We start from the raw sequence: 12,384 nt of genomic DNA, 5'->3' as shown, positions 1-12,384 counted from the left end.
GAAGCGGATCACGATGCCCGTGCGCCTGCACGTGCTGGATATTTCGGAGGACCGGGTACTCGTCCAGGCGAAGGGCACCTACGACGAAACTCTGATCGAGGTATATGCACTAGAACCAGACGCTATTAGGGAGTGACCGGTGCTCCATTCAGAAGCCGCAGTCCTCGCTGACGGTATTCGGGTCTCGTATCGACGCCGTTTCCGGAGCCACGCTGTCCTCGACGGGCTGGACCTTGAGGTGTCTCCCGGGGCGATCGCCGCCATTGTCGGCAAGAACGGGAAGGGAAAGACTACGCTCTTCCGGGCTCTGGTAGGGTTACATCCAATCGACTGCGGGCGAGTACGAATAGGGGGTGGTGCCCCCGGAGCCGCTGTTGACGCACGACAAATCGGATTCGTGCCGGAGTTCGTAACCTATCCGCCCTCGTGGACGGTAGCGGATGTGCTGGGGTTCGGTGTCGATCTCGCTGCGCCGCCGGAGGGTCGCCGGAAGGCGTTCGCCACCGCTGTCGCTCGGGGCCGCCTCGACGACCAGATCCTGTCGAAGCGAGCCAACCGTTGCTCGAAGGGGTATCGGCAACGGCTGACTCTGGCTTTCGCGCTGATCGGGGAACCTGCCGTGGTGTTATTGGATGAGCCGTTCTCGGGGCTCGACCCGCCCTCGCGAGTGGCGATGCGAAGCGAAATCGAATCCCTGGCCGCTCGGAGCGCAACCGTTGTGCTGACCAGCCACGATCTCGCGGAGGTGGGGAGACTGGCCACGGATGTCTTTGTTCTGGACGGCGGCAAACTACGGGCGGGCCCGTTGGCGCCTGGGGCTGCGGATGCCGCCGGGGCCTTGGAGGCAATGGTGATTGCGGAGTCGCCATGAAGGCGCGCATGGTGGGGTTTCCGAGGCGCGTGTGGCTGCGTCTACACGCCAAATCAACTTCCTTGGTGATCTTGACCCTCGTTACGGCGACGCTAGCCGCCTTGTTGGCGGCCACGACGCCCGAGTCCGAGTTCACTCGGCTGGATTCCAGCATTTTCGTACTGGCTGTCGGAGTCCCGATCATCATCGCGGGGGGGCTGATATCCGAGGACTTCCGGGGCGGGGTGATCCAGCTTTGGTTTCAGCGAACTACCGATCCGGTGGCGTTCTACTTGACTCGCCTCGGCGAAGCCCTCGTTGGCGGGGCGATCTTCATCATTCTCGCCGCGCTGATCGAACTGGGATTGTTCCTGATCTTTTTCGATCCGTCGCTTTCGGACCGGCTCATTGAACTGCCGAGTCTGCTCCTTCTCGCCGCATGCCTGACCGTTGTGGGCTTCGGCCTTACGGCATGGTTGAACCACGGCACGGCGATAGCGATGCTCGCCGTGTACGTCACCGGTTACATCGAGCGCGATTTCCTGACACCCAATGGTCCTTTTGGGGGCTGGACTCCCGTGCTGCGGGCCTTGTCCTTCCCACTCTCCGCCCTCAAGGACATCGACTACATGGTGGCAGGCGAAGGCGCGCTGGAACCTTGGGTGTCATTGGCGCGGATCGCCTGGTTCGCCATCCTCTGGCTCGCGGTGGGTGTCGTCGGAATCCGCCGCTCGCTTCGCGGCGGCCGGCTTGCCAAGGCTCAGGCGCCATAGCGCCTCCCGACCCATTCAGCTCAGCTCGTACACCTCCACCCGCTCCACACCGAGGTCGTCGCTGGAGACGACGGTAAGCCGTCCGTTGCCGACGTGCTGAATCCGAATGCTGGCCGGGACCATGACGCGCCCGAGAAATCCGCCGTCCGCTCCGAAAACGTCCCAGCGGATCGTCTCGGCGGCAGGAGTCGCGTAGCGTTGCGCCCAAAGTTCTCCGCCGTCCGCGAACAGCAGCGAACTCCAGGCGGGGAGTCTCTCGGGCACGGCCATGCTATTCCTGAACTCGCTCACCACAGCCTCGATCTGCGCCTCGTCCGAGCTCTCCCAACCTCCGGGCAAGTTCCGCACCCAGGACCCGAGGTGCGCGTCGGTCAGAACTGGCGGCGCGTCGGCCATGCGCACAATCCGCTCGAGGTTCCCGTCGGGATCGAAAAGCGAGATCTCGTAGGACTGGCCACGGGTCACCGCGACGCGACCTGTCGAAGATGCGGTCGCTGCGGACCTGGCCGAAAGCGGCACTCGCATGATCTCAATGGATTCGCCGGAGCTTGAAGCCTGGACAGCCTGTCCGAAAACGGTCGCGACCGTGTCGATCAGGGCCCCAGACAGGTCGTGTCGAACCAGTTGCTCGACCGGATTGGAGAGGGATTCGAGCAGTTCCTCCAAGTTCTGACCGGATTCGGGAGAAGGTAGGGCGGATCGCGCCCTGCCGAGGACGAGGTCGGGTCCCGCCGGACGGACCGGCCTGGTCGCAGCTCCGTTCGGGGCGATCAGAGTCGCCGCCGTCAGCAGCGCACCCGTAGAGTCGAAGCGGACGATACGGCCGCGAGCGTCTGTCGCGACGATGGCGCCCTCCGCGGTGGGCCACGCTCCCAGGAGAGCTTGGAATTCGCCTGGTCCATCTCCGGTTCTTCCGAATGAGCGCAGGTGTTCGCCTTGGGCGTCGAAGGTTCGGATCTCGGCCGCCTGCTGGTCGGCGACGATCAAGTTGCCCGAACCGTCGAGAGCGACCGAAACGATTCGTCCGAAGATTTCAGGCTCGGCGCCGTCGAAGGTGCCGATGGAGAGGATCGGCTCCGGGACGACGTCGGCGTAAACAGCGTCGATGGCCGGATTGGTTACGACCTCGACACCCGCAGAGTCCATGCCCAGCGGCGCCGGTGCGCGGTGGTCCCCGGCATCGCCGCAGGCCGCGAGGATCCAGACGCCGCACAGGTAAGCTCCGGCGGCGTGGACGGATCTCCCGGGTGGTTTCGACAAAGCCATGCTCACCATCGTGTCGCTCCTGACGAGGTATGAATCAATGTCCGCAGCCGATATTAGTCGCATAGACGCGTGCTTTGTTCCTCGTATCACGAAACGGTAGCCCGTCCCGCCCTACCGCACCGCCGGGAGAATTCGTTCCTGGAGCGCGGTCCAGCTCGACATCTCCGTGGCGTCGCGGATGGTCCAGCCGTTGAAGACCGAGATCAGGTCGTACTCGGGGACGATGTGAACGAACTGCCCGCCGTAGCCGTTGCCGGCGAAGATCTTCGTGGCCGAGTAGGGAACCCACCACTGATAGCCGTAGCCGGTGTCGGGTCGGTCGTTGTTCGGAACGAGATCGGGAATCGCCGGAGCCGTGGAGGCCTCGACCCACTCCCGCGACACGATCCGTCTGCCATCCCACTCGCCGCCGCGCAGCATGAGGTAGGCCACGCGGGCCAGGTCGTGGGTGGTCAGGTAGAGACCGCCCTCGCTGTCGGTCTCGCCGGTGGGCGTCTCTTTCCAATAGAACTCGTCGATGCCGATGGGGGTGAAGAGGCGCTCGTCGGTCCAATGGTCGAGTCTCTGTCCGGTGGTTTCACGCACGATCTTGCCCAGAAGCACGCTCACTCCGTCATTGTAGTCGAAGTCAGTGCCGGGCTCGGTCGTGACCGGCTTGGAGAGGACGTACTCGATCCAGCGGTCGCTCATCTCCATCTCGATGGTCGGATGGCTTCCGTCGGCGTACCCCTGTCCTGGACGGGCCCATTCGATCCCGCTTCTCATAGTGAGAAAGTCCTCGATGGTCGTCTCGGCGCGCAACGAATCGGAGAGGTCGACTCCGTAGTCTTCGAAGTACGGCCACACGGGAGCGTCCGGACCTGGGATGCGCCCTTCGTCCACCGCTATGCCGAACGCGATCGACATCACGCTCTTGGTCACCGACTGGAGCGAGTGGAGCCGCGTGCCCCGGTAAAACGGATGCCAGGTCGGATGATCGTAGTTGTACTGGTGCAGGGCGGTGTCGTCGGCCTCGGCCAGAATCCGGGCGTAATCGTCGCTCCGATCCCAGGAACGGTCCGCGATGACCCGCCCGTTGCGGATGAGCAGAAAGCTGTCGATGTAGCCGTATCGCCCAGCATCGATGTCGGCGATGAGAGAGTCGATCGCGGCTGCGTTCACGCCTTCGGCCTCGGGCGTGGAGACCGGCCACGCCTCGCCCGGCCATCCCGGGCCCGACTGGGTGGCGTTCACTCCGCAGCTTGCGAGCGCTAGAAGAAGGGCGCATGCGAGGGATTTCATCGGAATCAACCTAACGCAGTCGCGCCAGGTCCGGCAAACGCTTAACCGGGATTCGGCAGGTCGACCGGCTGCCGGGTCACCTGTCGCCGAGCGGGTTATCTTTCATAAGGGAGGTCACGACCCGCAGGTTTGATCCATCCAGTCGGTGCCGCGTGCCTCCTTGTTCCCGCCGGCCCGCGACCGCTCACCGCTGCAGCCATCCCATGCTTTCATTCCGGCGTCCAAGCCCCCCGCTCATCGCGTTCGTCTTCGCCTTCCTCCCCTTCGCCGGAAATGCGCAGACAATTCCCACGCCCGCGTCCGTGCTCGGCCACGAGGTCGGAGCGGACTTCGAGCTGACCACGTACGAGGATGCGCTCGAGTATTTCGAGGCCCTGGCTGCGGCCTCGGACCGGGTGCTGCTCCACGAGGTGGGGCGAACGAGCTTCGGCAGACCGTGGCACATGGCGGTGATCTCTTCGGCCGAGAATCTGGCCCGGCTCGACCGCTACCGGGAGATCGCGCTTCGTCTTGCGGATCCCGACGGCATGACCGACGTCGAGGCGAGGGAGCTGGCCGCCGAAGGCAAGGCCATCGTTCACATCGACGGCGGACTGCACTCGACCGAAGTGGCTCACGCGGAGCATACCATCCAGCTCGCCTACGAACTGGTGACCGGCGACTCCGACCCCGAGGTGGCCGCCATTCTCGACGAGGTCATCCTCCTGCTCTGGTTCAGCGTCAACCCCGACGGCCAGACCATGATCGCCCACTGGTACGAGAGCAACGTGGGTACGCCCTTCGAGGTGGCGTCGGCTCCCTTCCTCTATCAGAAGTACATCGGCCACGACAACAACCGCGACGGCTACATGATCAATCAGATCGAGTCGCGGGTCGTGACCAGGGTGACGAGGGAATGGGAGCCGCAGATCCTCTACAACCACCATCAAAGCTCGCCCTTTCCCACGCGCATCTGGATCCCGCCTTTCGCCGAGCCTATCTCGCCGAAGGTGCACCCGCTCATGTGGCGCACCGTCAACCTCATCGGGATGGCCATGTCGCAGGCCTTGGAAGAGAGAGGGCAGGTGGGCGCGGTTCACATGGGAACCGGCTTCGACAACTGGTATCCGGGCTTCATGGACCACGCCAACAACTTCCACAACGTGGCCTCGTTCCTGACCGAGACCGCTCTTTACCGCTACGCGACGCCGCAGTTCTACACGATCGGCGACTTCCCGGCGCGGGAGAGCGAGCTTCGCCCGCGTTCGCTCTACGCCAGTCCGTGGCCGGGAGGATGGTGGCGGGTCGGCGACGCGGTGGATTATATGCTCACGGCGTCGTTTTCGGTTCTCGACGTAGCGGCGAAGTTCAAATTCGACCTGCTCCACAACCGTTATCAGGCTGCGCGCGACGTTGTGAAAGCGCACCGGGAGGCGCCGCCCTTCGCCTTCTTCATCCCCGAGGACCAGCGCGATCCGGTCGCTGCCGTGGAGATGCTCAGACGACTGGCCTTCAACGGCATCGAGGTGTCGCGGCTGGAGGCGGCGACCGAGCACGACGGCCTCACACACCCGGCGGGCACCTGGGTCATCCCCATGGACCAGCCGAACGCCAACTTCGTCGGGCAGCTCTTCGCGGTGCAGGACTATCCCGATCTGCGCGAATATCCGCAAGGTCCGCCGGAACAGCCTTACGACGTTTCGGGCTGGACTCTCCCCTACCAGTTCGGCGTCCGCGTGGTGGAATCGAGAACGCCGCTCTCCGACGAGCTCCGTTCCGCGCTCGACCCCGTGCGCGCGGAGCCGCTCTCCTGGCAAGGCGAGGAGGACGCGCGCAGCTGGGACACCCCGCCCGGGGTCGGTTTCGACAGCCATGAGGTAGCGAGGGCGATAGTGCCGCCTCAGGGCCGGGCGAACGGAAACGGAGCGGCCCTCATACTCGATCCCGCACAGAACAACTCCTATCGGGCCCTTGCCAAAGCCTGGCGTCTGGGCGGCTCCGTAAGATTCCAACCCGGGGAGGCCGGCGAGGACGGACGCGGAGGATCGAGCGGTTCGTGGGTGGTTGCCGGGCTATCCGGAAACGCCCGTTCGGAGCTCGTCGCCGACTTCGCGCTCCAGGCCCGGCTCGGCGGCGGCCAGGGCGGGGCGGTCGCGCAGCCGCGCATCGGGCTCTATCGTCCTTGGAACGCCAGCATGGACGAAGGCTGGACGCGCTGGATCTTCGACGTTTTCGGCATCGATCACACCTCGCTTCGCAACGCCGACGTGCGCGCCGGTGATCTGGGTTCCCGCTACGACGTCATCATCCTCGCGGACATGGGCGGCAACCAGATCGTCAACGGCTTCGCCAAGGGTTCGGTGCCCCCTAGGTACGAGGGCGGGATCGGGGCCGAGGGCGTGCGCGAGCTCGAGGCCTTTGTCCGAGGTGGCGGAACACTAGTAACGATCAACCGCTCCAGCAACTTCGCCATCGCCGAACTCCACCTTCCGGTGCGCGACGTAGTGGCCGAGGTGCCGCGAGCCGAATATTTCGCCGGAGGCGCGATCGTCGAGCTGATCGTCGACCCCTCCCATCCGGTCATGAGCGGCATGACCGAGCGGGCGCCGTTCACTGTCGGAAACAGCCCGGTCTTCACCACCGAGAAAGGTTTCGAAGGCCGCGTATTCGCCAAGTACGACGACGACGGCACGCCTCTGCTTTCGGGCTACTTCCTCGGCGAGGACAAGGTCCACGGCTTCGCGGCGGCGGTCGAGGCCGAGCTGGGCGAAGGACGGGTCGTCCTGCTCGGCATGAGGCCGCAGTGGCGAGGTCAGCCTTTCGGCACTTTCAAGGTGCTGTTCAACGCCGCCCTCTACTCGGGACCGGTGGCTCGCCAAGCCCCGGACAACTCGACGTTCTGGGTGGCGCCGGAAGAGGAAGACGAGGAGGACGAGGAGGAGGGAGCCGCACGCGTTCCCGGGCGCTCCGGTGGAATGAGCCGGGGAACCTCGAGGTTAGGAACGGGTTAGCGGCCAGTCATGATTCCGGTGTTCGAATGGCGGGTCCGCACCGTCCTCTCCTGTGTGGTGACGGCCGCGCAGGCGGCGTTGATTGGCGTCCCCATCGCGGACGCCATGCGCGAAGCGCATTCGTCGACCGAGCTCCACATCGAGTCCGAACGTCCGTCCGACTGCGGCGGGCATTATCACGATCAGCCACTGTGTCAGCTCTGCCGAGCGATAACCGGTCCGGCGGGCGACGCGCGACGCTCGACGACCGGGCGCGACGGTCTCGAGCATTCCTGCGGAGACGCTCCAGCACTTCCCGACGAACGGCATCGTCTTCCTTCGTTTCCTATCGGTGGTTCCGGACCTAGGGCTCCACCCCCTGTTCCAAACGCTGTACCCGGCCCTTTTTCCGTATCGGACGACACCGTCCGACCACACCATCGATGAATTTGAGGAACGAACAATGCGGCATACCCGAATCTTACCCCGTCTCGCACTCGTCATTTGCGGGGCATTCACCGTCGCTGTCTGCAGCGACGGCCCGACCGAGCCCGAAGAGCACCACGATCCGCACGAGGTGAAGATCGTGCAGGGCGGTACCACGCTCGCCACCTACTCGGTCGACAACAACTCCTGGGACGATCACCTCGACGTCGAGGTCGGCACGCTCTCCGGCGTGACCGTGGACTTCCTGGCCGAGGATGGCGACGTGATTCAGGACGACGAAGCCTATCTCGACATCGTGATCGACGATGTTTCGATCACCTCCTGGGAGCCCTCCACACCTGGCGGCTTCACCGGCGCCGTGAACGCCCTGCAGGAGGGCGAGACCGCGTGGACGATCAGGCTCATGCACGGAGAGGTTGGCTCCGGCCACCCGGATCTGGTGACGACGCCGATCGACGTGCACGTAGAAGAGCACCAGAACTGACCTGAACCGCAACACATGCGTTCGACCGTGACCGACGGAGTCCCGTTACGGTCGCTGCTGGCGGTTCTGATCGGCGTCTGGCCTTGCTCGCTCTCCGGGCAGGAGGCACGGGCGCCGATCACCGTGGCCGCGCTCTCCGGCGTGGTGCTCGAGCTTGACGAGCGATCCGAAGAGGCTCCGGTCAGGACTCTTCCCAATATCGCCGTCTCGGTGATCGATTCCGCCGGAGAAGTGGTCACCGGCGTTCTGACCGACAGTCGCGGAGCCTTCTCGCTGCCCGACCTCGCACCGGGGAACTACACGCTGCGGGTCGAGAGCATCGGCTACGCCCCACGGGAGATCCCGGTCCGCGTGCAGCCGGGGACGGGCTCGGCCCCTGTCGAGGTCCATTTGACGCAGGAGGCGATCGGGCTCGCGGCCGTGGTCATCCGTGCCGAAGGCGAGACTCACCGGCCTGCGACCGTTCTCAGCGGGGACGAGCTGGTTCAGAATCTCGACGAATCGCTCGCGTCCACGGTCGCGTCCGAGCCCGGTGTCAACGTGGTCAGCATGGGACCGGCTACCGAGGCGCCGGTGATCCGCGGTCTCACGGGCGACAGGATCCTCGTCCTCGAGGACGGCGTTCGCGTTAGCGATTTCGCGGCCACCGGGCCCGACCACGGCATAGCGGTAGATCCGGTTTCCGCCGGTCGGATCGAGATCGTACGTGGGCCGAGCGCCCTTCTCTTCGGCCCCAACGCCTTGGGCGGCGTCATCAACGTCGTGAGCAACTCGATTCCGGCCGCCCCGGTGTCAGGCTTGATCGGGTCGATGACGCTCAGAGGCCGGACGGTGACCGGGTCGAGAGGAGCGGCCGGCCATGTCGTCTTCCCGATGGGGGGAGCCGCTCTCTCCTTGGAAGGGCACGGGAGCACGGCGGGCAACCTGAAGACGCCCCTTGGCGAAGTAGGCAACTCTCTGACGGAGAGCTACGGGTTCACGGCGGGCGGAGCTCTCTTCGGAGACGCCAGTTCCTTCGGAGCCTCGCACCGCCATTTCCGACACAGCTACGGCATTCCTCCGGATCCCGTGAGCGGTCACGTCGACGGCGTCGACATCGAGATGAGGCGCGACGCTACCAGTGGGCGTGCCATATGGAACGACAGGGTGGGCTTCAGGTCGATCCAGCTCGACCTTTCCTACTCGTGGTCGAGGCTGAAGGAGTTCGAGAGTTCCGGAATCGTCGGTACCTTCCACGAGAGCCGCGTGGGCGGTCTCGATTTGCTGGCGCGCCACGACCGCAAGGGCATATTCAGCTCCGGCGCCCTCGGATTCCACCTGGGTCTGGAGGACCTCGGGTTCGCCGGAACGCTTCGGACACCGAACACTCTGCGCACCACGGCGGCGGCGTTCGTCTACGAGTCTGTCGAAATGGGTCCGCTGGAGCTCGAAGCGAGCGCCCGAGTCGGTCTGGGACGGATGCGACCCGCCACCGACGACCCCGATTCGCCCATCGGTCATGTCCGCACCCGCTCTTACGGCGCACTCTCCGGATCCCTCGGTGCGGCGGTCGATCTGACAGCCGGCGCTTCCATGGGCGTGACGGCGGCGAGAGTGACGCGGCTGCCCCACGCGATCGAACTCTTCGCCGAGGGTCCGCACCTGGCGGCCTACATCTTCGAGGTGGGCAACCCGGATCTCGAAGCGGAAGCGGGCACAGGGTACGACGCGTATGTCGGTTGGGAGAACGAGTGGGTTCACCTCGACATGGTCGTTTTCCGGACGCGCTTTGACAGCTACATCTATTCCAGAGACGCGGACCGAGTGAGCCCGGTTCAGCTTCCGGTGTTCCAGTTCGTAGGGGAGGACGTCCAGCTGCAAGGGTTCGAGATGTCTCTCGAAGTCCATCCCGTCGAGTGGCTGGAATTCGGGGCCGTGGCGAATCAGGTTCTCGGTACACTGACCGAAGACTCCGAGCCGCTGCCACTGATGCCGCCCACTCAACTTCGGACACGGCTCGATCTTGAAGCTGGCGCGTGGTTCCTGGGAGCATCGGCGGAATTCGTCGCGCAACAGCGTAACCTGGGCAGTTTCGAGACGCCCACCGACGGATATTCTCTCTTCGATCTGGAGGGCGGTCTCCGTGTCTCGTTCGGCGGTCGGCTGCATCTCGTGAGCCTTAGCCTGGAGAACGTGGGCGACACCGAGTATCGCAACCATCTCTCCCGAATCAAGCACCTCTTCCCGGGTCCCGGAAGAAATCTGCGCGCCCTATACAGGTTGGTGTTCTGACCCGGGACGATCCGGTGAGGGGACAGGACCGCGGGTGTCCTGCCGGGGGGCTTGTACGCCGAACGAAGTGGGTCTATTTTTCGGCCCCTTCTGAGCTTCACCTACAAGGAACAGTTCGGGCGGGCCTGTAGCTCAGTCGGTTAGAGCGCACGCCTGATAAGCGTGAGGTCGGTAGTTCGAATCTACCCAGGCCCATTTGGTACTTGCGCCAGTCCATGCGATCAGGTGGAGGAGAAATGCGAAGCAGATGTCAGACCTCGCTGATGCTGTTGGGAACCCTCGTCGCTTGCGGGGGAGACACCGGTCGCACACACGACACCCAGGTCCAGATCGATGACAGCGCCGGCGTGCGGATCATTGACCTCGGGCCCGTGCCGCTGGACGTGGTGGAACATCGCGTCCTGGCTGCCGAACCCGATCTTGTCATTCGGAGTGGTGAGGACAACAGGGCCACCAGCTTCTTTGATGTCCGGGACGTGGAGGTGCTGTCAGGCGGCCGCGTCGCAGTGGTCAACGGGAGCGGAAACGAGATCCTCGTGTTCGACGGTGCCGGACAGCACATCGACACATGGGGTGGGTTCGGGGACGGCCCAGGAGAGTTCACCCCCCGACTCCCTGGCGGCGGGAGACCGTGGCTTGCGGCGCGTCACCGTCTTCGATGCGGCGGGCCGGTACGTCCGCACTTCGGCGACCACGAGCGCCGTGGACCAAACGTCGCGCACCATTCCACCGAGACCCATGGGTCTACTCGCCGACGGCTGGGCGGTCGCGGCTTCCTTCGCGCAGCCCGCGCCGGTGAAAGGTACCGTACGCCCATCGGTCGAGATTGCGACGATTCGTCTGGCGGGGGCCGGCGTCCACCTTCTGGGAACGTGGCCCGGCGAGGAGCTTGCTCTTTTCGAGGAGGATGGGCTCCTTCAAGTAACCCAGCCTCCGTTCGGTAGGCGCCTTCACATCGCGCCCACACCCGACGGCGTCTGGATAGCCGACGACGACCAATGGGAGTTGCGGCGATTCTCGGCTGAAGGCGAGCTGAGCATCCTTGTCCGGTCTTCCGCAAGTCCTGCAGCGGTCACCGACCAGCTGCTTGAGGAATTCCTCACCGAAAGGTATCGATACGCTGTTCAGGATCCCACCCTGGAGGACCTGAAGCAGGCCCAGCGTGAGATTGCCCGGCATACGACGACACCGAGCTTGGGCATGGTCCTAGGCATGACGGACGGCGGTGTAGCCGTCGGTGAATTCAAGCTGGGCGCGGCCTCTCCGCAGGCGTGGATCACTGTGGATCCGAACGGGATCGTCACCACGATCGAACTCCCATCGGGCCTCGATGTCAAGCGGTGGGGGCCGGACTGGGTCCTGGGTGTTGTGCGCGACGCGCTCGATCGTGAGGCAATCCATCGGTTCCGGATTGTCGGCACGGGCCCCAAAGGCTAGTCTCTCAATAGGCTGAGGGGGAGGCGCCTCCAGGTTGAAACAAGTTCCCGAGTTCGGCCGGAATCGGACTGTTCAGCCCGTGACGTATCCGTTCGATCTTCTCACTGTCCCATTGGCCACCGAGAGCCAAACAGACGACGCGCCCCGACTCGCGGTACGCACGCCGAACCAATCCCCGAGCGGTGCGTCCGTCAGCCAGTTGTCTTTCTTGGCCCAGTTGGGGCCGTCCGTCGCCTCGTAGAGCGCGACCAGGCCCGCATCGTCCACGCTAGCCACCGACATATCGCTCGTCGACCAGTTGAAGGCGGCATCGGTTGCCCCGCCGCCACACGCGACGGCCCAGCAGACCAAGCCCACCAGCACAAGCATAGATGCCATGGCTGGTGACCGTCTCATGACATCGTCCCGGCGAAAGCGAGCCCCCAGCCAAGCCACAATGCAGAGAGAGCTGGCCTGGATTTAGACTCAGCTTCAACCTAACATGGTCCGGGGGTCACCGCTGGCCGACGCGACCGCCTGGTCCGCCGTCGGGCGGCCAACCTGATCCATCATCTCCGCTCATGAGCCGCACGGTAGCGCCCAGCGCGGCCAGTTCTAGGGCGGCCG

The 12,384-nt window shown here is 64.7% G+C and carries 9 protein-coding genes and 1 tRNA gene; 7 read left to right on the top strand and 3 right to left on the bottom strand.

Going from position 1 to position 12,384, the window contains the following annotated elements; all coding sequences use genetic code 11:
* Positions 1 to 139 precede the first annotated feature (139 nt).
* Together J4G12_10250 and J4G12_10245 are read left to right on the top strand one after the other, a co-directional pair.
* Positions 140 to 871, top strand: coding sequence for an ATP-binding cassette domain-containing protein (locus J4G12_10250; GenBank protein ID MCE2456171.1), 732 nt, complete (start codon positions 140 to 142; stop codon positions 869 to 871).
* A gap of 65 nt (positions 872 to 936) precedes the next feature.
* Positions 937 to 1,623, top strand: a complete 687-nt coding sequence (locus J4G12_10245; GenBank protein MCE2456170.1) for a hypothetical protein — start codon at positions 937 to 939, stop codon at positions 1,621 to 1,623.
* A gap of 15 nt (positions 1,624 to 1,638) precedes the next feature.
* Here J4G12_10245 and J4G12_10240 read toward each other — a convergent pair whose 3' ends face one another.
* Entirely contained in the window at positions 1,639 to 2,889 is a 1,251-nt protein-coding gene (locus J4G12_10240; protein ID MCE2456169.1) for a hypothetical protein, read from the bottom strand.
* A 111-nt stretch (positions 2,890 to 3,000) separates the two neighbouring features.
* Positions 3,001 to 4,170: a serine hydrolase gene (locus J4G12_10235; protein ID MCE2456168.1), complete on the bottom strand. Its 1,170-nt coding sequence runs from the start codon at positions 4,168 to 4,170 to the stop codon at positions 3,001 to 3,003.
* 203 nt (positions 4,171 to 4,373) lie between these two features.
* On the opposite strand from J4G12_10235, the gene J4G12_10230 reads away from it, so the two are divergent.
* From J4G12_10230 to J4G12_10210, 5 genes are all read left to right on the top strand, one after another.
* A complete protein-coding gene (locus J4G12_10230; GenBank protein ID MCE2456167.1) occupies positions 4,374 to 7,160 on the top strand; it encodes a hypothetical protein in 2,787 nt (928 codons plus the stop codon).
* Between the two features lie 442 nt (positions 7,161 to 7,602).
* Complete coding sequence (locus J4G12_10225) at positions 7,603 to 8,070, top strand: hypothetical protein (GenBank protein ID MCE2456166.1); 468 nt, start codon at positions 7,603 to 7,605, stop codon at positions 8,068 to 8,070.
* A gap of 27 nt (positions 8,071 to 8,097) precedes the next feature.
* The gene (locus J4G12_10220) at positions 8,098 to 10,341 is read left to right on the top strand and encodes a TonB-dependent receptor (protein MCE2456165.1); all 2,244 of its coding nucleotides are present in this window, start codon (positions 8,098 to 8,100) and stop codon (positions 10,339 to 10,341) included.
* Between the two features lie 121 nt (positions 10,342 to 10,462).
* Positions 10,463 to 10,536 (top strand) — tRNA-Ile (locus J4G12_10215).
* 543 nt (positions 10,537 to 11,079) lie between these two features.
* Positions 11,080 to 11,778 (top strand): hypothetical protein, encoded by a 699-nt coding sequence (locus J4G12_10210; protein ID MCE2456164.1) that lies wholly within the window; start codon positions 11,080 to 11,082, stop codon positions 11,776 to 11,778.
* A gap of 72 nt (positions 11,779 to 11,850) precedes the next feature.
* Here the strand turns inward: J4G12_10210 and J4G12_10205 are convergent, their stop codons facing one another.
* On the bottom strand, positions 11,851 to 12,156 hold the full coding sequence (locus J4G12_10205) for a hypothetical protein (GenBank protein ID MCE2456163.1): 306 nt from the start codon (positions 12,154 to 12,156) through the stop codon (positions 11,851 to 11,853).
* Between the last annotated feature and the right edge of the window lie 228 nt (positions 12,157 to 12,384).

The sequence above is a fragment of the Gemmatimonadota bacterium genome, assembly GCA_021295815.1.
Classification (GTDB): domain Bacteria; phylum Gemmatimonadota; class Gemmatimonadetes; order Longimicrobiales; family Gaopeijiaceae; genus JAGWBQ01.
The sequence above is the reverse complement of the archived record's forward strand: the minus strand, read 5'-3'. Positions and strand labels throughout refer to the sequence as shown.

Excerpts from the sequence above, each read along its gene's own strand:
- J4G12_10210 (MCE2456164.1), top strand. The coding sequence starts at position 11,080 with ATGGGTCTACTCGCCGACGGCTGGGCGGTCGCGGCTTCCTTCGCGCAG.
- J4G12_10225 (MCE2456166.1), top strand. The coding sequence starts at position 7,603 with ATGCGGCATACCCGAATCTTACCCCGTCTCGCACTCGTCATTTGCGGG.
- J4G12_10205 (MCE2456163.1), bottom strand. The coding sequence starts at position 12,156 with ATGGCATCTATGCTTGTGCTGGTGGGCTTGGTCTGCTGGGCCGTCGCG.
- J4G12_10230 (MCE2456167.1), top strand. The coding sequence starts at position 4,374 with ATGCTTTCATTCCGGCGTCCAAGCCCCCCGCTCATCGCGTTCGTCTTC.
- J4G12_10235 (MCE2456168.1), bottom strand. The coding sequence starts at position 4,170 with ATGAAATCCCTCGCATGCGCCCTTCTTCTAGCGCTCGCAAGCTGCGGA.
- J4G12_10240 (MCE2456169.1), bottom strand. The coding sequence starts at position 2,889 with ATGGCTTTGTCGAAACCACCCGGGAGATCCGTCCACGCCGCCGGAGCT.